The following is a 23,419-nucleotide window of genomic DNA, read 5'->3' on the forward strand; positions in this document are numbered from 1 at the left end:
TCCCAAGGGATAAACTCATGAGCTTTCTTGAAATCAGGAACCTGCGCAAGAAGATCGGCAGTGTCGAAGTCCTCAAGGGCATCGATATCGAGCTGGAAAAGGGCGGTTTTCTCGTTCTCGTCGGCCCGTCCGGCTGCGGCAAGTCCACGCTATTGAACGCCATTGCCGGCCTGTTGCCGCTGACCTCGGGCGACATCGTCATCGACGGTCAGGTGGTCAATGATCTGCACCCGTCGCAACGCGATATCGCCATGGTGTTCCAGTCCTACGCGCTCTATCCCAACATGACGGTGGAAGAAAACATCGCCTTCGCACTGGAAATGCGCGGCGTGCCGAAGGACGAGCGCGCGGCGGCGGTAAGAGTTGCGGCAAAGACGCTGCAGATCGAGCACTTGCTGACCCGCCGTCCGAGCCAGCTCTCCGGCGGCCAGCGCCAGCGTGTCGCCATGGGCCGTGCTCTGGTGCGCAAGCCCCGCGTCTTCCTTTTCGACGAACCGCTGTCCAACCTCGACGCAAAACTGCGCGTCGAAGTGCGTGCGGAGATCAAGGCGCTGCACCAGAACACGCACGCGACCATCGTCTACGTCACCCACGACCAGATCGAGGCGATGACGCTGGCGACCAAGATCGTCGTGTTGAAGGAAGGCACCGTGCAGCAGGTCGGCACGCCGGCGGAAATCTACAATCTGCCCGCCAACCTGTTCGTGGCCGATTTCATGGGCTCGCCGGCCATGAACATGCTGGATGGCAAGGTTGCGGGTACCGGCGCGGACGCCCGGATCGTAGTGGTCGGCGGCGAGAATATCGGCATTCCGGTGCCGCCGACCGTGGCAGCCGGCGCTTTGAGCGAGGGCCAGACGGTTCTGCTCGGCCTGCGCCCGGAAGCGATCACCGATACCGGACTTGCCGATCCCTTGGCGCGCTCCGTCGCGCGTATCGAAGCGCCGGTGGTCATGACCGAGCCGACCGGTTCCGACACGTTCGTGACGGCCGACCTTGGCGGCAAGCATTTTACCGCGCGCACCCGTGCGGACGTCTCCTGCCAGCCGGGCGACCGTTTCCGTTTCGCCTTTAATCTCGACAAGGCCGTCGTCTTCGATCCTCAAACCGGCCTTCGCCTCTGATCGCCAATGCGGCGTTGGCCCGGAAGCGCTGCGAGCCGACGCCTCTCCTTCGTATTCGCAAGGCTCGGAACAATCCTCCTCATCCTCTGTTCGGACACTGTCTCGGACATGCGAGGCCAATTCAAATGAGGAGACACATCAATGGCCAATGGCAGCTATAACCCATCGGGCGGTTTCAACAACGATCGCAACCGTCAGGACCGCGATACGTCCACCGGCGAATTCGGGTTTTCGGAGCGCGACTATCCGCGCGAACGCGACAATCATCGTTTCAGTACCGAACCCTTCGGCGAACGTTCCTATGAGGATCGGCACAACACCCACGAGAACAGGCTGAACCGCGACATCCGGTCGTCGGATGCCGGGTATAGCGATTCCCGCTATGGCAGCAGTGCGTCTTCCAGTGCCGGTGGTCGCGATACCTACCGTGGCGATTTCGACCGCAACCGCAACCGGCCGGAATACCGTTTCGGCGAGCGCCAACGGGACCCGGTTTATTCCGACTCCGGCCGATACCAGGATCGCGGTTACGACGATCGCAATGACGGCCGCCGTGGCTTTGTGGACCGCGCGAGCGACGAGGTGGCATCCTGGTTCGGCGATGACGCGGCACGTGAACGCCGGGCGATGGATGAGCATCGCGGCAAGGGTCCGAAGGGCTACAAGCGGTCCGACGCACGTATTGAGGAAGATATCAACGACCGGCTGAGCGACGATCCGATGCTCGACGCGTCGAATATCTCGGTTACCGTCAAGGAATCCGAGGTGACGCTCGAAGGCTCTGTCTCCAGCCGCTGGGACAAGCGTCGCGCGGAAGATATTGCCGATGACATTTCCGGCGTTTCCCATGTGCAGAACAATCTGCGCGTCAGCACCGGCACAACCGATATCCTCACCGGCTCGACCGTCGTGTAAGCACTTACTACTCCGCATGAATGCGGAATGCAGAATTCTGTCCCTCGCGGGCCGCCATCTGGCGGCCCGAATCGTTTTGTCGGAACCACTGCCCGGCATGGCTGAAGCCGAGATCTGCCCGGTAGCCACTACCGCCATTTCCCCGATGTCCGGGCACGAAAAGCTTATAACGCCTGGCATCGCGGGAAACCCGCGGCGCGCATCCGCCTGTTTCCGACGCTGAATGGAACTTGGTTTCGACTGCAAACTCGGCTAGAAGACAATAATCTCCTGGGACGGGAAACTGGAATGCCGAATGCGGGGGCCGCGAAACAGTCGTCCGGCGCGAGAGAGTTGAGTGCGTTGCATGGGTAGGTTTTCGCACCTGTTTCCCAAGGCGACGATCGGCGCCTATCTCACGGCCTTTGCCGCCGTCATCGCCCTGCCGCTGATTGGTTTCGTGGTTTTCCTGATGCTGCAGCTGGAGCATAGCGAACGCGAAGTTCTCAACGCGGAAACCGCCCAGGATGCCCAGCTTCTCGGGCGCACCATCGACCGCGACCTGCGCGACATGGCAACGACGCTGACGCTGCTCGGCAATTCTCCGGAACTCGAACGCGGCGAACTGGAAGCGTTTCATAGGCGCACGCAGGACAGCCTGCGCGGCAGTTCGCTCTATGCCCTGCTGGTCGCCGAGGACGGCCAGCTTCTTCTCAACACCCGCGTCCCCTTCGAGACGGCGCTTGGCAAGATGGGCAACCTGCCGTCCCTAGCCTCGGCGCTGCGCTCGGGACGCACGGAAGTGTCCGACGTGTTCCGTGGCGCGACCAGCGGCAACTGGGTGTTCAATCTTACCCATCCGTTGCCCAGGGAGATGGCGGGGGAGGGCGCGGCTCTCATCCTCACCCAGAATGTTACCGACCTCAAGGATGTGCTCTCTACTGAGGGGCTGCCACCGGGCTGGTCGGCAGCCGTCGTCGACCAGACCGGCAAGGTCGTCGCCGTCAACGGTGCCTCGAACCTGCCCATTGCCAGTGCTTTTCCCGCCGATACCCTTCTCCTGATGCGCGGAGAGAACGGCACGATCGAGGATGTCGGCGGATCCCCGAAGCAGATGTACGGCTATTACATTCACCCCGAATGGGCGTGGCGCGTCATCGTCTGGGGACCGATCGCGTCGGCGCAGGCGACTATTCTCAGCACCTGGCGCTCGCTGATCGTCGGCAGCCTCGTGCTTCTTCTCATCGGCTTCGGTTTTGCCTCGCTCGTCGGACGGCAGCTGCGTGTTTCGATCCGGGAGATCGCCGCCATGGCCGAGCGTATCGGTCGCGGCGAGATCGTCTCGCCGGTGGACACGAAAATCGTGGAGGCCAATCAGGTCGCGATCGCGCTGTCCAATGCTTCTTTCGACCGCAGCCAGGCGGAAGACCGCATTCACCTGATCCTGCATGAACTGGTGCACCGCACCAAGAACATCCTGACGCTGATCCAGGCGATGATGCGCCAGCTGGCGCGCCAGGGTACCACGATGGAGGAATTCCAGACCGCCATCAGTACGCGTCTGCAGGGGCTCGGGCGCTCGATCGAGGCTCTGGCACGCGAGCAATGGGCCGGCGTGCCGATGCGCCGCGTCATCGAAATTCATCTTGCGAATTTCGATGAGACGCTGAAGCAGGTCGACATGCGCGGCGAGGATTTCACCCTCAAGGCCGAGGCCGTACAAAATCTCGGTCTCATCCTGCACGAACTGACGACCAATTCGATGAAATACGGGGCGCTGTCGACGCCGCACGGCCGGGTTCTGATTTCCTGGGGTGATATCGCCACGGAGAGCGGCGAGCAGACACTGAAACTGGTCTGGAGCGAAAGCGGCGGACCGCCCGTGCGCACGCCGTCCTCCACCGGCTTCGGCACGACCATCATCAAGCGCCATGCGGCGGCCGCCTTTGTCGGCCGGGCTGATGTCGACTATCTGCCCGAGGGTTTCCGCTGGACGCTGACGGCACCGCGCAACCAGCTGGAACGCACCGCCGAGGATCGCCGGCAGGAGGCCGCGAAGCTCGGGTGACACCGGCATTGCGCGCCAGCGTACCAATCGCGCGCGCACGGAACCAAGCCGCCAGTCTCGCCGTTCAGCGCCTATGGACGCGTATTCATCCACTTCGGTTTCAGAGCCCGGCGAAGGCCTCGCCATCCTTTCCACGATCGGGCTGACCTATGTCAGCGATTCGGAGCCGGGTATCCGGCGTCTGCGTCGTGGCAAGGGGTTCTGCTACAAGCTGCCGGACGGCTCGCACCTGTCGGACAAGGTGCACAAGCTGCGCATCGGCGCGCTCGGCCTGCCGCCCGCCTATGAGAATGTCTGGATCTGCCTTGATCCGAGCGGGCATCTGCAGGCCACCGGTTTCGACAGTCGCGGTCGCAAACAGTATCGTTACCACGCGGACTGGCAATCGTTCCGCAGCGAGCTGAAATACGACCAGATGATCGATTTCGGCGAGGCCCTGCCGCGCATCCGACGCAAGGTGAAACGGGATCTTGCCGAAGGGCTGGTCGGTCCGCAGGCCGTGATCGCCGCCCTCGTTGCTCTTCTCGATGCCACGCATCTGCGGGTCGGCAACCGTGCCTATGCCAAGGAAAACAAGACCTATGGCGCGACCACGCTGCTCAAGCGCCATATGGTTCTTTCGGATGACAGCATGATGCTGAAATTCACCGCCAAGGGCGGCAAGCGCGTCAGCCACACCATTCGCCACCCGCGCCTGCAGCGGATCCTCGAAAGCATTGCCGACCTGCCCGGTCGCCAGCTGTTTTCCTGGCCGGATGAGGATGGCGTGCCGCGCGGCATCGACAGCGGCCGGCTCAACGCCTATCTGGCGGCGGCGTCCGGGCTGCCGATCTCGGCAAAAACCTTCCGCACCTGGGGCGGCAGCCTGGCCGCCTTCATGGCTGCGTGGAAAGCGGCCTGTGATGGCGAGGACGTGCGCATCAAGATGCTGACGACGGCCGCGTCGCAGGAATTGCAGAACACACCAGCCGTCTGCCGTTCGAGCTACATTCATCCGCATATCCTGGCACTCGCCGAGGATGCGTCACCTCTCCAGTCGATCATGGCGACGCCGGAACTGGTGGAAGGCCAGAATAGCGGTCTGAAGGTCGACGAACGACGCCTGCTGGCGTTTCTGAAAGTCGCGAGCGCCGCGAGCGACGAATAAGGCATGCCGGGGCGGGCGTCGAAAGCGCAAGCCACAGCGCTGCGACAACCTTGGCATAACGAGCGCGGCCCTGACAGGGCTTGAAAGAGCGTGCCGCTCTACCGATCCACATCCTCACCCTTGTTTCAACATTACCGATCCGCCTCCTTGGCGGGAAACCACTCCGGCGAGGCGCGACAATCGCAAAGGTCCGCGCCTGCCGTCATGAGACGGCTGGCGGGGCGCTGTAGGTTTCGAGCCCTGGATACGGAAATCCAACGAATACAAAACAAAAAACGCCCGCCGGATCGGCGGGCGCTCATGTCAATCAACATGCTGCGAGGGTCAGGCGGCGCGCTTGTGCACGCCTTCCTCGACCTCTTCGACGATCTTGCCGACAAAGGCTGGCAGATCGTCCGGAGAGCGCGAGGTGATGATGCCGTTGTCGACCACCACTTCCTCGTCCTTCCACGAAGCGCCGGCATTGCGCACGTCGGTGCGGATCGACGGATAGGAGGTCGCCTTGCGGCCCCTCAAGGCGTCGGCCTCGATCAGCAGCCATGGCGCATGGCAGATGGCCGCAACCGGCTTGCCGCTCTTGACGAAATCGCGCACCACTTTCATGGCGTTTTCATCGGCGCGCAGCTTGTCCGGATTGATTTGTCCGCCCGGCAGGACGAGCGCGTCGAATTCTGCGGCGTTGACATTGGCTGCTTCCAGATCGACCGTCACGCTGTCGCCCCAGTCGGTCTTGTCCCAGCTTTTGATCTCGCCGGTCTTGATCGAAGCGACCTTCACATCTGCGCCCTTGTTTCGCAGCTCTTCGAGCGGTACGCGCAACTCGGACCGCTCGTAGCCATCCGTGGCGAGAATGAGGATGCGGGCGGAATTGATCTTGGTCATGCATTTCTCCTTCAATTGCTGCGGGCCGCCGTTACAGGCGGCCCGTGGAAAGATCGCGTCCATTGATCGAGGCAGGGACGCTCATTTCTTCCCGAGGGGATCGTGGCAGCGGAAGCTCGACGGCTTCCGGCACGACAACATGAGGCTCCTGGCCCGCGGCAATCTTTGCCGGCCGCGGCACCCGAGCCATGGAAAAGAGACGTTTCAGTCTCTCCGTGAACTGGATCATCTTGGTTCTCCCGTCGCCCGAAAAGGCTTTCCGCCTTTTCCTGATGAGCTAACCGGGAGGGAAGACTTTCGTTCCACCACGAAGCGGCATCGATGGCGATGCAGCTCGCAGATTGAACGGCGTCAGATCGGAACGACCAGCATTGCGCACATAGCGATGGCAAGGATAACGCTGGCGACTTCGAACCATTGCTGGGTCATGCTTCTTCATTCCTATTTCGATGGAGAAGAAACGGCGACCTGACGGGTTCTGTTCCACACCATTGCCGCAAATATGAACGATGCCTTAACCAGTTTCGCGCGTTCGCTGTTCTGCCTTCATACGAGCACGCGCCGCCTCCAGAATGGTGCGGCTTTCACGTGCCGTCGCCGTTTCGATCGCAAAGCCTTCGCCCGGTGCAATGCCCGGATCCTCTTCATGATCCTTGAACGTGGCGTCCTCGCTCAGCCGCTGCAGCAAGGCCCTGGTCGTTTCCTCGCCACCCATCATTGCCGCGAGCCAGGAGATCATCAACTCGCGGTGGGCGTTCAGCCGGCCCTCGAGTTCTTCAGGGGAAAGTGCAGTCATGGGAACCTCCTTGCGCCTTGAACGGCAATCGTGTCGCTCGGTCGCGATGGATCGATGCGGGAATGGAGGCAGATAGGGGACCGTTGCCTTCGGGAAAGACCGACTGGTCGGCTGCAGACAAGACCGATAGATCGACCCTGCGGAACAATGGCTGTTCCCAGGGGTTCATTTTCTGCGACCCGGATAGGAGATCCGGATAAGGAGACGATGGTGATGGCCGATATTGCTGCCCAGGATATCGAAACCCGCAAGGCGGATGTGCGCGACCGCCTTATTCTGGCGCTCTACGCCCAACTGAAAGCAGAACGGGAGACGCGGGAAGCGCTGGAATATGTCATCCGCCATGGCGCGCTTTCGCCGGAAGTGCTGGAGGCGATTGCCAATGACCCGGTGCCGGTCGTCTCGCCTGACGATATCGCCGCCGTCGAGCGGGTCGTCACGCTGGATGCGCACAGACGTGCGCGGACAAAACAAGGAAGGGATGCGACATGATCCGCCTCATGACCATTGCAGCGATTGCAACGATGCTGGCAGCCTGCAGCGACCAGAACAATACGCAAAAGGATCCGATCGACAGCACGCCGCCGCCGACCCAGGGGCAGAACACCGCGCCGACAGACCGGTCCGCAACCCCGCAGGGTGGCACCGGCGGCGACAGCCAGACCACGTCGCCGACCGGCACGACCAACCGCTAACCGATTTTAGTGGCCGTCGGGAACGAAAGCCGGGCTTGCGTCATTGAAGCGGCGAAACGCAACGCTCGGGGCCCGGCATGGACAAGACTGTAGACAATTTCGAGATCACGGCAGGGTCATGGACCCAGCTCGGGGCAAATTTTGATGGCGAAGGCACGAATTTCGCGATCTTTTCCGCCCATGCCGAACGGGTCGAACTGTGCCTGTTCGACGCCAGCGGCGCCACCGAGATCGCCCGCCTGACCCTGCCCGAATACACCAACGAAATCTGGCATGGCTATGTGCCAGGCCTCAAGCCGGGCCAGTTGTACGCCTATCGCGTTCATGGTCCCTTCGCGCCGGAGGCGGGCCACCGCTTCAACGCCAACAAGCTGCTGATCGACCCTTATGCGCGCGAACTGGTCGGCGAATTCAAGTGGAACGAGGCTCATTTCGCTTACGATCTTCTGGCCGAAGAGAAGGATCTGACCTTCAACGAGCTGGACAGTGCCGCCTATATGCCGAAATGCCGGGTCATTGATCCCTACGGCTTCGATTGGGGCAAGGATGTTTCGCCGAACATTTCCTGGCCGGCGACGATCGTCTACGAGACCCATGTGAAGGGCTTCACCCAGCTCAACAGGGCGATCCCGGAAAAGCTGCGCGGCACGTTTGAGGGCATGGGCCACAAGGCAACGGTGGATTACATCAAAAGCCTCGGCATCACCTCGGTGGAGCTGATGCCGATCCATGAATTCCCGCAGGACCAGCATCTGCTTGACAAGGGCCTCAACAATTTCTGGGGCTACAATTCGATCGGCTTCTTCGCGCCGGCCTCGCGCTATTACGGGCCGAACGGCATTGCCGGCTTCCGTGACATGGTGCGCGCCTTCCACGATGCCGGTATCGAGGTCATCCTCGACGTGGTCTATAATCACACGGCCGAGGGCAACGAGCTTGGACCTACGCTCTCCTTCAAGGGTATCGACAACTTTTCCTATTACCGCACGCTGCCCGATCAGCACCGCTACTACATCAACGATACCGGCACCGGGAACACGGTCAACACCTCGCATCCGCGCGTGTTGCAGATGGTGATGGACAGCCTGCGCTACTGGACCGAACACATGCATGTGGACGGTTTCCGTTTCGATCTCGGCACCATTCTCGGCCGCGAGCCGGAAGGGTTCGACCAGCGCGGCGGTTTCTTCGACGCGGTGACGCAGGACCCGGTTCTTTCAAAGGCAAAACTGATCGGCGAGCCCTGGGATATCGGCCCTGGCGGCTACCAGGTTGGCGGCTTTCCGCCGGGCTGGGCAGAATGGAACGACAAGTATCGCGATACCGTGCGCGAATACTGGAAGGGCGATAACGTGCCGACCGATTTCGCTGCACGCCTGCTCGGTTCCGGTGACCTTTATGACCAGCGCGGCCGCCGGCCCTGGGCGAGCGTCAACTTCGTCACCGCCCATGACGGCTTTACGCTCAACGACCTCGTCTCCTACAACGAGAAGCACAACGAGGCGAATGGCGAGGACAATAACGACGGTCACAACGACAACCGCTCCTACAATTATGGCGCGGAAGGCCCGACGGAGGACGAAGGCATCAATGCCGTGCGCGAGCGTCAGAAGCGCAATTTCCTCGCCACTCTGTTCTTCAGCCACGGCACGCCGATGCTGCTCGCCGGCGACGAATTTGGCCGCAGCCAGATGGGCAACAATAACGGCTATTGCCAGGACAGCGACATTTCCTGGGTCCATTGGGACGACCTGCCGGAGACCTGCGAGGAGCTGCGGGAATTCACCCGCCAGATCATCCGTCTGCGCCAGACGCAGCCGCTGTTGCGCCGCGAAAACTGGCGCGATGGACTGGATGTGAAATGGTTCAATGCCGGTGGCGGTTTCCAGACGGCGGAACAATGGGAGGAGGGGTCGACGATCGGTCTCTATCTCGGCCGGGGCGATCTCAAGGAAGAAGAGGGTATCTGGCACGACGTGCTGATGCTGTTCAATCCGTTCGAAGGCACGGTGCCGTTCCGCATCCCGCAATTCGGTGAGGGCGGATGGGTTCTGGAACTGACGACTGCCGATCTGACAAAGAAAGGCCAAGTCATCACCAAGGAAAAGGATTTCGAGCTGGAAGGCCGCAGCCTGGTGCTTTTCCGCCGCCCCTGATGCCGGATGTCCAGCGTTGGAGAATGCGCAAGGCGGGTTGAAAGACCCGCCTTGTTTCATGACGGGGATAAGATCCGTGCTCCCGTTCTCCTCTGTTCCCTTTAGGGATCTCCAAAATGGCTGACGGTATTGTGCTTGGTCTGGAGGGCGAACCCTGGAAATGCGAAATCGGCAGTTGGCCGGTCGTTTGGCAATTTGCACAGGCTCGATCGCTCCGCCTTCCAGGAACGTCACGAGGCAGGTCATGCGGACCGCTTCCTCGCTAATGGCATAACCAGTTGTGAGCCCGTTTATTGGTGGTTCTCGCCAGAACCATGGGGCTATGCAGGGTCACATTGGCGTGGGGACGGCATTGCTATGTTGACGCCGGCAACTGTCGGCACGCGCCTCAAGGAACGGTGCCAGGCTGCCAGCCGGTTGTTCGCTTGTAGGATGTTTTGCGCGGGATCTGTTCGATATGCCCGCGCCCGGCCGCTATCTCAATGCGGGGTGGACGAGCACGCGGCAGACGGGAGGCAGGAACAGGGAAGGTAGATGTCGCTTTTCCTGCGCAGCGATCTGATCACGCTCGGCGCGTTTCTGGCAGCCGGCGGCCTCGCCCTATTGTTTCTCGATTCGAGGGGCACGCTGTCCATTGTCTTTACCGGCGGTATCGTCGCCGGGGCGACCGCCGCTCTCGGACTTGCTCTGCTACTGGTGGGTCTGATCGGCAATCCCGCAACCGTCGAGCGATGGGCTGACCGCGTCTCCGTGCATGAGGGCAGCCTTTTCGTCGCCATCGTGGCATTGCCGTTGTTCCTGCTGCTTCGGCTGTTCATGCGCGCTGATAGGCGCCCGCCCGCGACGCTGCCTGTCGCGGAATTCCGCGGCAGGCAGGCCAAGCGTCGTCAGGGTCTTGTGCGAGGGCAAAAACGCCGTCAGTAAGCCTGACGGCGGGCCTTTTCGCTGGTGGCCGTGCCGCGCACGAGGCTGGCATAGACGCCGGCATACTGATCGGCGCTACGTTCCCAGGAGAACTTTGTCTTCATGCCCTGGTTCTGCAGACGCGCCCAGCTGCGGGGATCCTCGTAGGCGTCGAGCGTGCGGCGCAGCGCCAGGCGCAGTCCTTCGGTATTGACCGGATGGAACTGGAAGCCGGTGGCGACACGGGCGGAAATCGCGGCGTCATTGGCGTCGATGATGGTTTCCGAAAGCCCGCCGGTGCGCGAAACGACGGGCACGCAGCCATAGCGCAACGCATAGAGCTGGGTCAGGCCGCAGGGTTCGAAACGCGATGGCTGGACAATGGCGTCCGAGCCGGCGTGGATGAGATGGGCGGTCGGCTCGGCATAGCCGATATGCACCGCCATGCGGCCTGGAAAACGGGCGGCCGTCTCCAGCAGCCTCTGTTCGATATCGTGATCGCCCTGACCGAATACGATGATGCGTCCGCCCTTGAAGATCACCTCGTCGGCGGTGTCGGCGAACATGTCCATGCCCTTTTGCCAGGTCAGCCGGCTGACCGCTGAAAAGATCGGACCGTCGCCGAGGTCGAGGCCAAAATGGTCGAGCAGGGCGTTGCGGTTGGCGCGCTTGCGACGCAGGCTAGTGCTGTCATAAGTCTGGGGAATATAGGGGTCCGTCGCCGGGTCCCAGATGTCCATATCGATGCCGTTGACGATGCCGCGCAGGATGGTCACGCGTTCGTTGAGAACGCCATCGAGGCCCATTCCGAAGCGCGGCGTCAGAATTTCGCGCGCATAGGTCGGGCTCACCGTGGTGATTGCGTCGGCCGTCTGCAGCCCGCCCTTGAGATAGCTGACGTCGCCGAAATATTCGAGGCAATCCTGCGTCATCGTGCTGGCGGGCAGGCCCATATAGGGCAGCAGGCTGGCGGCATACTGGCCCTGGAAGGCAAGGTTGTGAATGGTCAGCACGACCGGCGTCGCGCAGCCCATTTCGCGCATATAGACCGAGGTCAGCGCCGACTGCCAGTCATGGGTATGGACGATGTCCGGCACCCAGCCCGGCAGAATGCCGTTGGCAATCTCGGCACCGGCGAGCGAAAGCGCGGCAAAGCGCTTCCAGTTGTCGGCATGGTCGTTGCCGAACTGATCGACATAGGGACCACCGGGACGATCGTAAAGCGTGGGAATGTCGAGGACGAACAGGTCGAGATCGTCGATCTTGCCGTGCAGCAGCGAGGCGCGCTCCCCTAACAGATCGTCGAACACCAGAAGCGGAACGCCGACAGAACCGATCTGCTTCATCACGGCGGGATAACCGGGAATGAGCGTGGTGGTTTCGATGCCAAAACCGCGCAGGGCTTTCGGCAGTGAGCCGGTTACGTCCGCCAGACCACCCGTCTTGATCAGCGGGAAGACTTCTGATGTCACGGACAAGGCACGCATCAAGTGAATTTCCCCTTCGCACAATGTCTTTCGGCGGTCTCGAGCCAGGCTTTTGCGTGTCAGCAAGGTGCTCGGCAGCGACTTTGTGCCAATCTGCTCGAATGTCAAAGGAGCATTCATCATGCCTGCCTCCCATCGGCGTGCCGTGCAGGCTGAACGCCCGTCCGGGCGAAGCCCGTATCCGCATGGGCATAAGCATCCTCTTCTGCTGCAAGGTCCCATGCAAAGGTTAAACGAAACCGTCGATTCACAACAAAACTCGTCAATTTAAGACAAAAACAATGCGTTTGCCGCGGATACATCCGCGGCAGCGCTGCATGCTTCAAAGCTGGAACCGTTTTATTCGGCGGCGAGCTTTTTGGATCTGGTCTTGGCAACCGGTGCGGCTTCGGCTGCAATCGCCTTCGACATGACCGGCTTGGCCACCTTCGTCGCAGGTTTCCCGGCCGTCGCGGTCTTCGCCGGGGTCGCAAGCGACACGGCTTCATCAGACTGCGCCTTGCCGGAGACCCCCGCCGGAGCCTTGGCCGCCTTCGGTTTGCCTGCCTTGCCTGCCGCGCTGGGCTTCTCATCGGCTGTCTTGTCGCCGGCTGCCTTGTCGCCTGCTAAGCCGTTGACCTTCGGCTTCTTGCCTTTCGGCAAGCCCTTGGTCTCCCCGAGCTGTGCAAACAGCAGGAATTCCTGCCGTGCCCGTTCCCAATGCTCGCTATCCTTGCCCGTCGGATAGCCTTCCTCTTCCCACAACGCGTAGGCACGTCTGCTGATCCATTCGTGTTCGGATTCCGCCATGATTACGTCTCCGTTGCCCGACTGTCACAACAGATGACACGCGCAAAAGTTCCGTTACGCAAGGTAATTTTTTGTGCGCTGCGACTTTTTTTGCCGGAACCTTTGCGGAGCGCCGGTGTTTGGCCGCCGGGAGGAGATCAACATGCAGAACTATTTCGATATTTTGCCGCATGCGACCGGCTGGATATACGTGATCGACGGGCAGCCTTCGGCCTCGTTTCCAAGCTATGCCCTGGCGCTGAAAGCGGCCCACATCCATGCCGAGCGCGACCGGCACCGTTTGCACAGGCCCGTGTTCCGCCGGCAAGGATTGGACGGCGCCATGGCGCCATGCGAGCCGACCACCACTTTGCCGACGGCGCATTTGCGGCACTGAAGGTGCTCGCCGTCGCCCGGCAGGGCTTTGTCAAGGTGAACCGGTTCGCACAAACCTTGTCCGAGGCCTCTGGCTGAAGCGCCCGCGCAAACGGTAAGCGCGGGCACCAACGGGCGGGTCGGCGAGGCAATTCAGTGCCCCGGCGCATGATTGCGAGGGGCTGTCTTCCCGGTTCGCGAGCGAAAACGGGAAGACGCGCCGATCGATCAGGCGGCCTTCTGGGCTGCGGAGTTGACGGCTGTCGTTGCCAGCGTCGTCAGGGTCTCGTCGGTCTTGGTTTCCTCGGCGAGCGTTTCTTCAAGCAGGGTCACCACGTCCTTGAGGCCCAGCTGCTTTGCCCAGGCGCGCAGCGTGCCGTAGCGGCTGATTTCGTAATGTTCGACCGCCTGGGCGGCTGCAAGAAGCCCGGCATCCAGCGCAGCAGTGCCCTTGAATTCTTCGAGGATTTCCTCGCCTTCGGACAGAATGCCTTCGATCGCATCGCAGGTCTTGCCCTGCGCGCGCTTTCCGATCAGCTCGAAAATCTGCTTGAGGCGGTCGATCTGGCCCTCGGTTTCCTCGCGGTGGGTCAAAAAGGCCTGTTTCAGCTTTTCGTCCTGAGCGCCACGCGCCATCTTCGGCAACGCTTTCACGATCTGGCGCTCGGCGTAGTAGATGTCCTTGAGGGTTTCGTAGAAGAGATCTTCCAACGTCTTGTTAGCCATGACTGGCATCCTCCTGATTGCGGGTCGTCGTTCGGGATTATTGTGTCTCACAGACCCGGCATTAACCGGCACGCCGCCCGATTGTTCCCGCTCGGACACGTCTCTTCACGGCGATTGCGCGCGGTTCGGGGGATGCTGGAGAGGACAGGCCCGCGGCAGGACGCGACCAAAGACTGGCGATCAGGGTGTTTCGGCAACCTTGCCAAGAAGGGCCTTTTGCAGGTCAAGCGCCAGCTTGAGCAGACGATCCGGCACGTCTTCCCTTTCGATCTCGCTCAGGAGAACGGCGACCTCGCGGTCGATACGGCTGCCGGCTTCGGCGAGCGGTTCAGGAATAAGCGTGCTGTCTTTCGTCATTCTTGCCTCTGCCGCAGGGCGGCGCCGGCCATCGCGGCTCTCAGCACCCGGCCCTTCGCTTTAAACCGCCTTGCTTGCCTATTCGAAAGCGCCAAACAGTGCCGCAAGTCAATGCTTGGCGCGCGCATTGCACCCATGCAGGCGGGGCCAGCAACGATTCGGCAGACGCCTGATGCGCGAATGCGACAGCATCGTCTCGCTGCGGAACCAAATGCGGAGGGCGGACGTTTGCACCCGTCATTCCCATCCGCAATGGTTTTACAAGAGGTGCGCCCGGTGTCTGAATCACAGTTTAGTCGTGATCCTGCGCGCGCCGATATCGTCCGGCTCATTCCGGCCCTTCGTGCCTTTGCCCGCACCTTCTGCCGCAGCCCGACGGATGCCGACGACCTTGTGCAGGAGACGCTGATGAAGGCGCTCGGCAATCTCGACAAGTTCGAACCTGGGACCAAGCTGAAATCGTGGTTGTTCACCATCATGCGCAACACGTTTTATACCCGTGCCAAGGTTTTGGGTCGGGAAGCCCCGGGGCTGGAGGAAAACGTCTCGGGCGATACGCCGATCGCGGCCTCGCAGGAGGTTTCCGCCCGTGCAAAGGAAGTGCAACGGGCGCTGGAAAAATTGCCGCCGCATTATCGCGAAGTGCTGACGCTGGTCGCCATCCTCGGCGAAAGCTACGAATCCGCGGCTGAAATCTGCGACTGCGCGGTCGGGACTGTCAAAAGTCGCCTCAATCGCGCCCGTCACCAGATCCTGCTGGAACTGGGCGAGGACAACGAAAACGAGGCCACGCACGTCTGACGACGTGATCCATGCCGGCAGCGAACCGATTGTCCGGCGGTAAAGCGGAGGAACATCATGAAAACCATGGGAACGATAAGAAACGTGACGGCTCTTGCGGCGATCGCGTTCGCCTGCGGCACCACGTTTGCGGGTGCCGCCGATCAGGTTGCTGCTGCCGGCGCCGCCGGTACGGCAACATTCGTCGATGCGAATGGCAAGGATGCCGGCGGGGCAAAGCTGACGACCACTCCGGCGGGGGTGTTGATAGAGGTTGAGATCAGCGGGCTGCCTGCCTCGCAATGGGTGGCGTTCCACGTCCATGAAACCGGCACTTGCGATGCCGCATCGCATCACGAATCCGCCGGCGGGCATTTCAATCCCGATGGCAAGGAACATGGCTATCACGCCGCGAACGGGCCACATGCCGGCGATATGCCAAACCAGTATGTCGGCTCGGATGGCGTGCTGAGGGCGCAGGTGGTCAACGCCGCCGTCACGCTTGACGATGGCGCGGCCGGCATCGTCGGGCGCGCCCTGATGGTGCATGCCAAGCCGGACGATTACAAGACGCAGCCTTCGGGTGCGGCAGGCGATCGACTGGCATGCGCCGTCATCAAGTGAGGTGATGCGGCAAGGGAACCCGGCTCAGGCCGGGTCCTGGTCCAGTTCCGGATAATGCCGGAACACGTCGGACTCGTTGAAATCCAGACGCCTTTCCGAGGTCAGATAAGCGGCGATGTTCGGCCGCACACCGACACTCTTGTGCAAGGCCATCAGACCGGGATAGCGTTTTTCGAAATTCGATGTCGCGCGCGGGAAGGCGTAGCGAAGACCGTCCAGAACGTGGAAGAGCGACAGATCGACGGTGGTCAGGTGACTGCCGACGATGAAGCCGCCAGACGATGGGTTCTTGGCCAGCACGCGTTCGAAATAACCCAGAAATTTCGGGATGCGGCTGTCAATGAACGCCTGCGAGCGCCTCTTTGCTTCCGTTTTCTGGTTTTCGTAATAATCGTCCACGCCGAGCGGATGATGGGTATCGTGCGCCTCGGCGACGAAATCCGTAAGCGTCAGCTGCAATCCTCGTGCAAACAGGCGCTCCTGCTCGCCTTCCGGCGCAAGCCCGTGCCTGCCGCCGAGATAATCGAGAATGTTGGCGACATGCGAGACGATAATGTCACCATGTTTCAGGAAGGGTGGGGCAAAGGGCGCGTAGGGGCCGGCCTCGTCGCCGAGAAAATCCGTGATGGCCTCCGTTCCAGCCTCGCCCTTGCCCATTTCGCGGTAATCCGCGCGCGCTTCCTCTAGAGCCAGCCGCACAAATTCGCCGCGGCCGGGAATGCCGTCCCAGTAATAGAGTTCGTAGGTCACGTAAGGCCCTTCCGGATGTTGTCTTGCCGGGACAACATTGCGCCGCGTCATCGGTTCCACCGGTCCTGTCGGGGTGCGGGCGAAATTCTGCCCGCGGATGGTTGACGGGCGCCGGAAAAAGGCAATCTCCAAGGCGATACGAGTTTTGACAGCGCCAGTCTGCAGCAGGGGGCCGAAATGGCAATCACTCTTACAGCGATCTTGTTTACACTGATCGGGATAGCGCTTGCCGCAGGCGGCGGCCATCTCCTGATGATTGGCGGCAGCGCCTATTACCTGATCACCGGCATTGCCTTCGTGCTGACGGCCATCCTGCTCTTCATGCGCCGGCCGCTGGCCCTTTGGCTTTATGCGGTCATCATTCTCGGCTCGCTGGCCTGGGCAGTGTGGGAAGTCGGTCTCGACTGGTGGCAGCTGGGGCCACGTGGCGGCGTCATCATCGTCCTTGGCATGTGGCTGCTGACCCCCTGGATCCGGCGCCCGCTCGGCTTTTCCAGCCCGACCACCGGTTTCCGCTATGGCGCGGACGTCCGGCCGCTGGCGGTCTCCGTCGGCATTGCCGTGCTGGTGGCGCTGGTCTCGATGCTGTTCGATCCGCACGATCAGTCCGGCGCGCTGCCGGAAGAGGCGGTGGCGGCCGCGCCTGAGCTTGGCGGCAGCGTGCCGCCCGGCGAATGGCATCAGTATGGCCGCACGTCCTATGGTCAGCGCTATTCGCCGCTCGATCAGATCAACACGGAAAATGTCGCAAAGCTCGAGGAAGTCTGGCGGTTCCAGACCGGCGACGTGAAGCTGCCGGAGGATGTGGGCGAAACCACTTATCAGGTGACGCCGCTGAAGGTTGGCAACAGCCTGTTCCTATGCACGCCGCACAATTGGGCGATCGCGCTGGATGCGACGACCGGCAAGCAGATCTGGAAATTCGACCCCAATGCCGGCCTCAATCCGGACCGGCAACACCAGACCTGCCGTGGCGTCTCCTATTATGCCGATCCGGCAGCGGCACCCGGCAGCGCCTGCGCGACCCGCGTCTATCTGCCGACCTCGGATGCCCGCCTGATCGCGCTCGATGCCGCCAACGGCCAGATTTGCGAGAGCTTTGCGAACAAGGGAACGCTCCATCTCGAAGCCGGCATGCCCTACAATCCTGCGGGTTACTATTACTCGACCTCGCCGCCTGCCATTGCCGGCAACAAGATCATCGTCGGCGGAGCGGTCAACGACAACTATTCGACGCAGGAACAGTCCGGCGTCATCCGGGCGTTCGACGTCAATTCCGGGCAGCTGATCTGGAACTGGGACAGCGGCAATCCGACCCAGACGACGCCTTTGCCGGAAGGCCAGAAATACACGGTCAATTCGCCCAACAGCTGGTCGGTCTTTTCCGTCGATGAAGCGCTTGGCCTCGTCTATATCCCGCTCGGCAACCAGGTACCCGACCAGCTCGGCATCGGCCGCAGCGAACATGTCGAGAAATATTCGTCGTCCATCGTGGCGCTCGATCTCAATACCGGCGCCGACCGCTGGGTGAAGCAGTTCGTGCATCACGATCTGTGGGATATGGACGTGCCGGCGCAGCCGACGCTGGTCGATCTGAAGCGGCCCGACAACAGCACCGTACCGGCGCTGGTCGGCCCGACCAAGCAGGGCGACATCTATGTGCTCGACCGCCGCAGCGGGGAGCCGATCATCCCGATTACCGAGGAGCCTGCGCCGACCGGTGCCATTACCGGCGATTTTACCGCACCAACGCAGCCGACCTCCGGCCTGAGCTTCAAGCCGCCGAAGCTGGAAGAACGCAACATGTGGGGCGTCACCATGTTCGACCAGATGGTGTGCCGTATCCGCTATCACACGCTGCGTTACGACGGGCGATACACGCCCCCGTCGCTCGAGGGTTCGATCATCTATCCCGGCAATTTCGGCACGTTCAACTGGGGCGGCGTTGCCGTCGATCCCGAACGGCAGGTGATGTTCGGCATGCCGACCTATCTGGCCTTCACATCACAGCTTGTGCCGCGCGATCAGGTGCCGCCGAAGGGCCAGGACGAAAAGGGCAGCGAGCAGGGGCTCAATCGCAATGAGGGTGCGCCTTACGCGGTGAAGATGGGTCCTTTTCTCGGGCCTCTGCAGATCCCCTGCCAGGCGCCGCCCTGGGGTTATGTCGCTGGCGTCGACCTGCGCACAGGCGAGACCGCCTACAAGCATAAGAACGGCACCGTCTACGACATGACGCCGCTGCCCTTGCCCTTCAAGATCGGCGTGCCCGGCATAGGCGGGCCGATGATCACCAAGGGCGGCATCGCCTTCCTAGGGGCAGCAGTCGACAATTATCTGCGAGCTTACGACCTTACCACGGGCAACCAGTTGTGGCAGGCCCGCCTTCCGGCCGGCGGCCAGGCAACACCGATGAGCTATGCGGTGGAAGACGGCCGCCAATTCGTGGTGATGGTGGCCGGTGGCCACGGATCCATCGGGACCAAGCCGGGGGATTACGTGATCGCCTATGCATTGCCCCGGTAAAGCGCATGACGATGAGGATGAGAGCCGGGTTCAGCCCGGCTCTTTCCTGTAGGGCTCTTCCTGTAGGGTTCTTGCAGGGTGGCTTTCGTCCCCAATGCGGCTGGCGAAATGGCAAGAAGATGCCGACGACGTCGATAGTCGGGACTTTGGGACGGGGGCTGGACCATGCTTGGCCCTTACGCGGCAGATGAACCGTCAAACCTCACGGCCAGCGTCGTGAAAAGATGTGCCGCTGGTCTTGGAACGCCGAGGTTCCATAACGCTTACAAGCTGAATTAGTCGCTTCCTGATCACTGCGCGCGCAAATGGGGCGCCGCCGCGAGGAGGGCGACGCCGTAGTTTCGACATGCACTTATCAGTGCAGGAAGCCGCCGCTGCGGATCATGTTGCGCACGTGGCTGACGCCCTCGACGGAAGCTGCCACCTCGGTTGCGCGCTCGATCTCCTTGGCGTCGAGAACCGTTCCCGTCAGCGTGATGTCGGAGCCGCTGGCCACGACTTTGACATCGCTGGCGTCAACCCCGAAATTGGTGGCAAGCGCATCTGCGACGCGCGTTTCCAGCTCGGCGGCGGGCGGATTCTCGACCTCGATCGTCGGTTCCTGATCGTTGAACATCGGCGGTTTGAACACCATGACCGTTCTCCTTGGCTTTATGCTGCCAGCATAACGCGAGGACCGGCGGATTGGTTCAATGCAGGACCGTGCCGACGATCTCTTTGAGCTGTGCCTGCGTGAACGGTTTTGCCAGCCGGGGAAGATGCTGATCGCTGCCGGCCGGCAGTTCGGCATAGCCGGTGGCGAGGATCACCGGCAGGTCGGGATGCTGCCGGGAAATCTCGCGGGCCAGTTCGGACCCGGTCATCTGCGGCATGGAATGATCGGTGATGACGAGATCCAAGGCTTCGCCGCGGCCGATCACCGACAGCGCGTCGGCGGCGCTGTAGGCCTCGATCACAGTGTGGCCGAGATCCTCCAGCATCAGCGTGGTGTTCATCAGGACCAGCGGATCGTCGTCGACTGCAAGAATGGTGAGCGGCCGGGTCGGTTCCTCCGGCACAATTGTCGGCGCTTCAGGTTCGGCGCTGGCCTGGCCTTCGGTCGCCACCGGCAGCCACAGAAAGATCGTCGTTCCCTTTCCCGGACTGCTTTCGATATTGAGCGCGCCGCCGGACTGCTCGATCAGGCCCTGTACCATGGAAAGGCCAAGGCCGGTGCCGCGGCCGACGCCCTTGGTGGTGAAGAAGGGCGTGGTCGCATGGGCAAGCGTTTCCGCATCCATGCCTTCACCGTCGTCGGTCACGCGGATGCACAGGTATCGCCCCGGCTTCAACCGGCTTTCTTGCGCCGCCGCGTCCTGTGGGGCTGCGGAAATGCTGATCGTGCCACCATTCGGCATGGCATCGCGGGCATTGACGATGAGGTTCAAGAGAGCCGTTTCTAGCTGGTTCGGATCGGTGCGGGCAGGCGGCAGGTCACCGGCAAATGCGGTTTCGATCGACAGTGTCTGGCTGAGCGAACTTTTGAGGAAATCCCGCATGCCATGCACCAGTTTTGGCACGTCAACGGGCACGACGTTCAGTTCCTGCCGGCGCGAGAAGGCCAGCATGCGCTGGGTCAGCGCTGCGCCGCGTTCGGCACCACGGATTGCATTGTCGATCAGCGGAAACAGAGTCGGGTCATCCGGCAAGCGCTTGCGCAGCATTTCCAGACTGCCCCTGATCGCCATCAGGAGATTGTTGAAATCATGCGCGACGCCGCCGGTCAGCTGGCCGATCGCCTCCATCTTCTGCGCCTGGAACAGTTCCTCGCGCGCCTTGGCCAGCGCCGTCTGCGCTTCCATGCGCTCGCTGTTGTCGCGGGTAATCTTGGCAAAGCCGACGACATTGCCGCTGTCGTCATGAATGGCGTCGATGACCACATGGGCCCAGAAGCGGCTACCATTGCTGCGAATGCGCCAGTTTTCCTTTTCAAACCGCCCGTCGCGCCGGGCAATTGAAAGGGCGCGTTGCGGTTCGCCGCGCAGGCGATCGTCCTCGGTGTAGAAGAGCGAGAAATGCCGACCAACGATCTCGTCGGCGCGGTAACCCTTGATGCGCTCGGCCCCGGAATTCCACGTGGAGACGTGGCCATCCGCATCCAGCATGTAGATGGCGTAATCAGTGATAGAATCAAGAAGGGTCTGGTACAGCCCCTCGTTGGTGAGCATCACCGAATGGCCCTTTGCCACATCCATGGTCGTCCCGTCGCTCCCGCAGATAATCCGCGCAACGACCTTAAACAGAAATTGGTTCCAAATCCGATAATCTTCCCGGAAAGGTTGCCGGGCCGTTGACAGCTGGCTGTGATGAGCTTACGACTGACGAAAATTGAAATTCGTCAGTCGTTATGGAGCGATCATGCGTGAAAGCCACCACCTTAGTCAGGCCGACGCCCTTACTCCGGTCGGTGCCGATGAAGTGGGTCGGAATGACGCGGGCGCAGGGACGGGTGCGGACGGCCATTCGGCCACGGTCGCCCGGGCTGCTGCAGGCACGCGGACCGACCCGGGCGTCCACGCGGTTCCCGGCACCGCGGTTGCCGGTCAGGTCGACGTCAGAGCGGAGAATACCGAGCGCATCCTCGATGCCGCTGCCGCGCTGTTCAAGCACTACGGCTATACCAAGACCAATGTCGCCGATATCGCCAAGGAACTCGGGATGTCGCCGGCCAATATCTATCGGTTCTTCGCCTCGAAGGCGGAAATCCACCAGGCGCTCGCCCGCCGCATGCTGGGCGAAACCTATGCGCAGGCCGTTGCGGATGTGCAGGGCGGCGAAACTGCGCATGACCGGCTTCGCCGTTACGCGCTCGGCCAGCACCGCATGACGCTCGAGACCATGCTGCATGAGAACAAGGTACACGAAATGGTGGTGATCGCCATTGCCCAGCAGTGGCCGGTGATCGAAGACCATATCGAACGCGTCCGGGTTCTGGTCGCCGGCGTGATCGCGCAGGGCATAGAGGCGGGCGAATTTCGCCCGCAGGATGTCGATGTCGCCTCGGACTGTTTCATGCAGGCGACGGTGGCGCTGTGTCACCCTCAGATCATTGCGGACTGTCTTGCGAAAGGTCGCAAGGCGACGCCGGAAGATGTTGTTGAATTCGCTATCAGGGCGTTGCGCTGACCCTGAGCGGGAGCGCGTGCCGATTTTTCCGTCGCATGGGGAGTGCGGTCATGTCATCGTTTTTGAAATTGCCCATCGGTCTTGCCCTGGCAACCACAATTGCGGTTTTCAGCGGTTGTTCGGAGCAAAAGAAGCCGCAGGCCGTCGAGGTTCTGCGGCCCGTCAAGGTGGCCGAGATCGCGGCTGCCGATGAGGGCCGCTCCCTTGTCTATTCCGGTGCCGTGCGTGCCAGAAAGCAGATGGATCTCGGCTTTCGCGTGGCCGGAAAGATCACCGAAAGGCTGGTCGATGTCGGTGAGCGCGTGAAGCCCGGTACGGTTCTTGCCCGTCTCGATGCGGTCGATCTTGAGCTTGCCGTTCGCCGTGCCGAGGCCGATCTGGCATCCGCGGACAAACAGGTGGAGATTTCCGCACTGGCCCGCCGTCGTGCCGAAAATCTGGCCTCGAAGAATATCGCCCCGCAGGCCGAACTGGAACAGAGCGTGCTGTCTGCCGATCAGGCGCTGTCAGCCCGCCAGTCCGCCCTCTCCGCGCTCGAACAGGCGCGCAACCAGGTCGCTTACGCGGAACTGAAATCCGATGTTACTGGCATCGTCACCGGCGTCAGCGCCGAGGCCGGGCAGGTGGTCTCCGCCGGTGCGCCGGTGATTTCCGTCGCTGTCGACGGCGAGAAGGAAATCGAGATCGCGGTACCCGAAAACGATATTGCCCAGTTCCGTCCGGGCAAGGCCGTGAAGGCAAGCTTCTGGTCCTACCGCAACCTGACGCTGGACGGCACGGTGCGCGAGGTTTCCGGCAGCGCCAATACCCAGTCGCGCACCTTTGCGGTCCGTGTCAGCCTGCCCGACGACGAAAAGCTTCGTCTCGGCATGACCGGCATGGTCACGGCCCGTACCGATGGTGAGGTTGCGGCCTTTTCCGTGCCACTGGCCGCTGTCACGGAAAAGGACGGCAAAAAGATCGTCTGGATCGTCGACAAGGCAAAGGGCACCGTGCATTCGCGCGTCGTGACCGTTTCCGGTTTTGCCGATGACGGCGTGCGCATTGCCGAGGGCGTCAAACCCGGCGAAACGGTCGTTGCCGCCGGCACGCAGTTCATGGCGGAAGACATGAAGGTGAAGGTGCCGGGCGCGGCAACCGCAGAAGCGCAAGACAGCACCCAGGCCGCGCCTCAAGGCGCTGACCGTTCGTAACCGGTT

Annotated in this window: 24 protein-coding genes; 14 read left to right on the forward strand and 10 right to left on the reverse strand. The window is 61.8% G+C overall.

Going from position 1 to position 23,419, the window contains the following annotated elements:
* Positions 1 to 17: 17 nt before the first annotated feature.
* The 4 genes from ACQKKX_RS00195 (at position 18) to ACQKKX_RS00210 (ending at position 5,233) form a co-directional block, all read left to right on the forward strand.
* Entirely contained in the window at positions 18 to 1,124 is a 1,107-nt protein-coding gene (locus ACQKKX_RS00195; RefSeq protein WP_427567681.1) for an ABC transporter ATP-binding protein, read from the forward strand.
* Between the two features lie 141 nt (positions 1,125 to 1,265).
* On the forward strand, positions 1,266 to 2,039 hold the full coding sequence (locus ACQKKX_RS00200; RefSeq protein WP_427567682.1) for a BON domain-containing protein: 774 nt from the start codon (positions 1,266 to 1,268) through the stop codon (positions 2,037 to 2,039).
* A gap of 346 nt (positions 2,040 to 2,385) precedes the next feature.
* The gene (locus tag ACQKKX_RS00205; protein WP_427567684.1) at positions 2,386 to 4,086 is read left to right on the forward strand and encodes a sensor histidine kinase; all 1,701 of its coding nucleotides are present in this window, start codon (positions 2,386 to 2,388) and stop codon (positions 4,084 to 4,086) included.
* A gap of 73 nt (positions 4,087 to 4,159) precedes the next feature.
* Complete coding sequence (locus tag ACQKKX_RS00210) at positions 4,160 to 5,233, forward strand: DNA topoisomerase IB (protein WP_427567686.1); 1,074 nt, start codon at positions 4,160 to 4,162, stop codon at positions 5,231 to 5,233.
* A 324-nt stretch (positions 5,234 to 5,557) separates the two neighbouring features.
* Here ACQKKX_RS00210 and ACQKKX_RS00215 read toward each other — a convergent pair whose 3' ends face one another.
* From ACQKKX_RS00215 to ACQKKX_RS00225, 3 genes are all read right to left on the reverse strand, one after another.
* The gene (locus ACQKKX_RS00215) at positions 5,558 to 6,115 is read right to left on the reverse strand and encodes a type 1 glutamine amidotransferase domain-containing protein (RefSeq protein WP_427567688.1); all 558 of its coding nucleotides are present in this window, start codon (positions 6,113 to 6,115) and stop codon (positions 5,558 to 5,560) included.
* Between the two features lie 31 nt (positions 6,116 to 6,146).
* Positions 6,147 to 6,344, reverse strand: a complete 198-nt coding sequence (locus ACQKKX_RS00220; RefSeq protein ID WP_427567690.1) for a hypothetical protein — start codon at positions 6,342 to 6,344, stop codon at positions 6,147 to 6,149.
* A gap of 285 nt (positions 6,345 to 6,629) precedes the next feature.
* Entirely contained in the window at positions 6,630 to 6,911 is a 282-nt protein-coding gene (locus tag ACQKKX_RS00225) for a hypothetical protein (protein WP_427567692.1), read from the reverse strand.
* A gap of 213 nt (positions 6,912 to 7,124) precedes the next feature.
* Here ACQKKX_RS00225 and ACQKKX_RS00230 point away from each other — a divergent pair, with 213 nt between their 5' ends.
* The 4 genes from ACQKKX_RS00230 to ACQKKX_RS00245 all read left to right on the forward strand — a co-directional run bounded on the left by ACQKKX_RS00230 (position 7,125) and on the right by ACQKKX_RS00245 (position 10,686).
* Positions 7,125 to 7,403, forward strand: coding sequence for a hypothetical protein (locus ACQKKX_RS00230; RefSeq protein WP_427567694.1), 279 nt, complete (start codon positions 7,125 to 7,127; stop codon positions 7,401 to 7,403).
* Positions 7,400 to 7,606, forward strand: a complete 207-nt coding sequence (locus ACQKKX_RS00235; RefSeq protein WP_427567695.1) for a hypothetical protein — start codon at positions 7,400 to 7,402, stop codon at positions 7,604 to 7,606. Before ACQKKX_RS00230 ends, ACQKKX_RS00235 begins: the two co-directional genes overlap by 4 nt.
* 77 nt (positions 7,607 to 7,683) lie before the next feature.
* On the forward strand, positions 7,684 to 9,762 hold the full coding sequence (gene glgX / locus ACQKKX_RS00240) for a glycogen debranching protein GlgX (RefSeq protein ID WP_427567697.1): 2,079 nt from the start codon (positions 7,684 to 7,686) through the stop codon (positions 9,760 to 9,762).
* A 534-nt stretch (positions 9,763 to 10,296) separates the two neighbouring features.
* Positions 10,297 to 10,686: a hypothetical protein gene (locus ACQKKX_RS00245; protein WP_427567699.1), complete on the forward strand. Its 390-nt coding sequence runs from the start codon at positions 10,297 to 10,299 to the stop codon at positions 10,684 to 10,686.
* Here the strand turns inward: ACQKKX_RS00245 and glgA are convergent.
* Together glgA and ACQKKX_RS00255 are read right to left on the reverse strand one after the other, a co-directional pair.
* The gene (glgA, locus tag ACQKKX_RS00250) at positions 10,680 to 12,152 is read right to left on the reverse strand and encodes a glycogen synthase GlgA (RefSeq protein ID WP_427567701.1); all 1,473 of its coding nucleotides are present in this window, start codon (positions 12,150 to 12,152) and stop codon (positions 10,680 to 10,682) included. The two genes, ACQKKX_RS00245 and glgA, sit on opposite strands and share 7 nt — an antisense overlap.
* Before the next feature lie 339 nt (positions 12,153 to 12,491).
* Entirely contained in the window at positions 12,492 to 12,941 is a 450-nt protein-coding gene (locus tag ACQKKX_RS00255; protein WP_427567703.1) for a DUF2934 domain-containing protein, read from the reverse strand.
* Between the two features lie 142 nt (positions 12,942 to 13,083).
* Between ACQKKX_RS00255 and ACQKKX_RS00260 the strand changes: the two genes are divergently transcribed.
* Entirely contained in the window at positions 13,084 to 13,317 is a 234-nt protein-coding gene (locus ACQKKX_RS00260) for a hypothetical protein (RefSeq protein WP_427567705.1), read from the forward strand.
* 206 nt (positions 13,318 to 13,523) lie between these two features.
* Here the strand turns inward: ACQKKX_RS00260 and ACQKKX_RS00265 are convergent, their stop codons facing one another.
* Together ACQKKX_RS00265 and ACQKKX_RS00270 are read right to left on the reverse strand one after the other, a co-directional pair.
* Positions 13,524 to 14,021 carry a ferritin-like domain-containing protein gene (locus ACQKKX_RS00265; RefSeq protein ID WP_427567707.1) on the reverse strand — a complete coding sequence of 166 codons (498 nt, stop codon included), beginning with the start codon at positions 14,019 to 14,021 and terminating at the stop codon, positions 13,524 to 13,526.
* Between the two features lie 180 nt (positions 14,022 to 14,201).
* A complete protein-coding gene (locus ACQKKX_RS00270; RefSeq protein ID WP_427567709.1) occupies positions 14,202 to 14,378 on the reverse strand; it encodes a hypothetical protein in 177 nt (58 codons plus the stop codon).
* A 276-nt stretch (positions 14,379 to 14,654) separates the two neighbouring features.
* Between ACQKKX_RS00270 and ACQKKX_RS00275 the strand changes: the two genes are divergently transcribed.
* Complete coding sequence (locus ACQKKX_RS00275; RefSeq protein ID WP_427567711.1) at positions 14,655 to 15,179, forward strand: sigma-70 family RNA polymerase sigma factor; 525 nt, start codon at positions 14,655 to 14,657, stop codon at positions 15,177 to 15,179.
* Between the two features lie 66 nt (positions 15,180 to 15,245).
* Positions 15,246 to 15,782 carry a superoxide dismutase family protein gene (locus ACQKKX_RS00280; protein WP_427569299.1) on the forward strand — a complete coding sequence of 179 codons (537 nt, stop codon included), beginning with the start codon at positions 15,246 to 15,248 and terminating at the stop codon, positions 15,780 to 15,782.
* A gap of 24 nt (positions 15,783 to 15,806) precedes the next feature.
* Here ACQKKX_RS00280 and ACQKKX_RS00285 read toward each other — a convergent pair whose 3' ends face one another.
* The gene (locus ACQKKX_RS00285) at positions 15,807 to 16,532 is read right to left on the reverse strand and encodes a glutathione S-transferase (RefSeq protein WP_427569300.1); all 726 of its coding nucleotides are present in this window, start codon (positions 16,530 to 16,532) and stop codon (positions 15,807 to 15,809) included.
* 177 nt (positions 16,533 to 16,709) lie between these two features.
* On the opposite strand from ACQKKX_RS00285, the gene ACQKKX_RS00290 reads away from it, so the two are divergent.
* Positions 16,710 to 19,055 (forward strand): glucose/quinate/shikimate family membrane-bound PQQ-dependent dehydrogenase, encoded by a 2,346-nt coding sequence (locus tag ACQKKX_RS00290; protein WP_427567713.1) that lies wholly within the window; start codon positions 16,710 to 16,712, stop codon positions 19,053 to 19,055.
* Positions 19,056 to 19,410: 355 nt separating this feature from the next.
* Here ACQKKX_RS00290 and ACQKKX_RS00295 read toward each other — a convergent pair whose 3' ends face one another.
* Together ACQKKX_RS00295 and ACQKKX_RS00300 are read right to left on the reverse strand one after the other, a co-directional pair.
* On the reverse strand, positions 19,411 to 19,689 hold the full coding sequence (locus ACQKKX_RS00295) for a BON domain-containing protein (protein ID WP_427567715.1): 279 nt from the start codon (positions 19,687 to 19,689) through the stop codon (positions 19,411 to 19,413).
* Between the two features lie 55 nt (positions 19,690 to 19,744).
* A complete protein-coding gene (locus tag ACQKKX_RS00300) occupies positions 19,745 to 21,289 on the reverse strand; it encodes an ATP-binding protein (protein WP_427567717.1) in 1,545 nt (514 codons plus the stop codon).
* 382 nt (positions 21,290 to 21,671) lie between these two features.
* Between ACQKKX_RS00300 and ACQKKX_RS00305 the strand changes: the two genes are divergently transcribed.
* Both ACQKKX_RS00305 and ACQKKX_RS00310 read left to right on the forward strand, forming a co-directional pair.
* Complete coding sequence (locus tag ACQKKX_RS00305; protein WP_427569301.1) at positions 21,672 to 22,220, forward strand: TetR family transcriptional regulator; 549 nt, start codon at positions 21,672 to 21,674, stop codon at positions 22,218 to 22,220.
* Between the two features lie 50 nt (positions 22,221 to 22,270).
* Entirely contained in the window at positions 22,271 to 23,413 is a 1,143-nt protein-coding gene (locus ACQKKX_RS00310; protein WP_427567719.1) for an efflux RND transporter periplasmic adaptor subunit, read from the forward strand.
* The last annotated feature ends 6 nt before the right edge of the window (positions 23,414 to 23,419 follow it).

The organism is Neorhizobium sp. NPDC001467, assembly GCF_050275975.1.
Classification (GTDB): Bacteria; Pseudomonadota; Alphaproteobacteria; order Rhizobiales; family Rhizobiaceae; genus Neorhizobium.

Excerpts from the sequence above, each read along its gene's own strand:
- ACQKKX_RS00210 (WP_427567686.1), top strand. The coding sequence starts at position 4,160 with ATGGACGCGTATTCATCCACTTCGGTTTCAGAGCCCGGCGAAGGCCTC.
- ACQKKX_RS00225 (WP_427567692.1), bottom strand. The coding sequence starts at position 6,911 with ATGACTGCACTTTCCCCTGAAGAACTCGAGGGCCGGCTGAACGCCCAC.
- ACQKKX_RS00230 (WP_427567694.1), top strand. The coding sequence starts at position 7,125 with ATGGCCGATATTGCTGCCCAGGATATCGAAACCCGCAAGGCGGATGTG.
- ACQKKX_RS00280 (WP_427569299.1), top strand. The coding sequence starts at position 15,246 with ATGGGAACGATAAGAAACGTGACGGCTCTTGCGGCGATCGCGTTCGCC.
- glgX (WP_427567697.1), top strand. The coding sequence starts at position 7,684 with ATGGACAAGACTGTAGACAATTTCGAGATCACGGCAGGGTCATGGACC.
- ACQKKX_RS00195 (WP_427567681.1), top strand. The coding sequence starts at position 18 with ATGAGCTTTCTTGAAATCAGGAACCTGCGCAAGAAGATCGGCAGTGTC.
- ACQKKX_RS00235 (WP_427567695.1), top strand. The coding sequence starts at position 7,400 with ATGATCCGCCTCATGACCATTGCAGCGATTGCAACGATGCTGGCAGCC.
- ACQKKX_RS00290 (WP_427567713.1), top strand. The coding sequence starts at position 16,710 with ATGGCAATCACTCTTACAGCGATCTTGTTTACACTGATCGGGATAGCG.
- ACQKKX_RS00270 (WP_427567709.1), bottom strand. The coding sequence starts at position 14,378 with ATGACGAAAGACAGCACGCTTATTCCTGAACCGCTCGCCGAAGCCGGC.
- ACQKKX_RS00310 (WP_427567719.1), top strand. The coding sequence starts at position 22,271 with ATGTCATCGTTTTTGAAATTGCCCATCGGTCTTGCCCTGGCAACCACA.
- ACQKKX_RS00220 (WP_427567690.1), bottom strand. The coding sequence starts at position 6,344 with ATGATCCAGTTCACGGAGAGACTGAAACGTCTCTTTTCCATGGCTCGG.
- ACQKKX_RS00260 (WP_427567705.1), top strand. The coding sequence starts at position 13,084 with ATGCAGAACTATTTCGATATTTTGCCGCATGCGACCGGCTGGATATAC.
- ACQKKX_RS00245 (WP_427567699.1), top strand. The coding sequence starts at position 10,297 with ATGTCGCTTTTCCTGCGCAGCGATCTGATCACGCTCGGCGCGTTTCTG.
- ACQKKX_RS00215 (WP_427567688.1), bottom strand. The coding sequence starts at position 6,115 with ATGACCAAGATCAATTCCGCCCGCATCCTCATTCTCGCCACGGATGGC.
- glgA (WP_427567701.1), bottom strand. The coding sequence starts at position 12,152 with ATGCGTGCCTTGTCCGTGACATCAGAAGTCTTCCCGCTGATCAAGACG.
- ACQKKX_RS00255 (WP_427567703.1), bottom strand. The coding sequence starts at position 12,941 with ATGGCGGAATCCGAACACGAATGGATCAGCAGACGTGCCTACGCGTTG.
- ACQKKX_RS00265 (WP_427567707.1), bottom strand. The coding sequence starts at position 14,021 with ATGGCTAACAAGACGTTGGAAGATCTCTTCTACGAAACCCTCAAGGAC.
- ACQKKX_RS00300 (WP_427567717.1), bottom strand. The coding sequence starts at position 21,289 with ATGGATGTGGCAAAGGGCCATTCGGTGATGCTCACCAACGAGGGGCTG.
- ACQKKX_RS00200 (WP_427567682.1), top strand. The coding sequence starts at position 1,266 with ATGGCCAATGGCAGCTATAACCCATCGGGCGGTTTCAACAACGATCGC.
- ACQKKX_RS00205 (WP_427567684.1), top strand. The coding sequence starts at position 2,386 with ATGGGTAGGTTTTCGCACCTGTTTCCCAAGGCGACGATCGGCGCCTAT.
- ACQKKX_RS00295 (WP_427567715.1), bottom strand. The coding sequence starts at position 19,689 with ATGGTGTTCAAACCGCCGATGTTCAACGATCAGGAACCGACGATCGAG.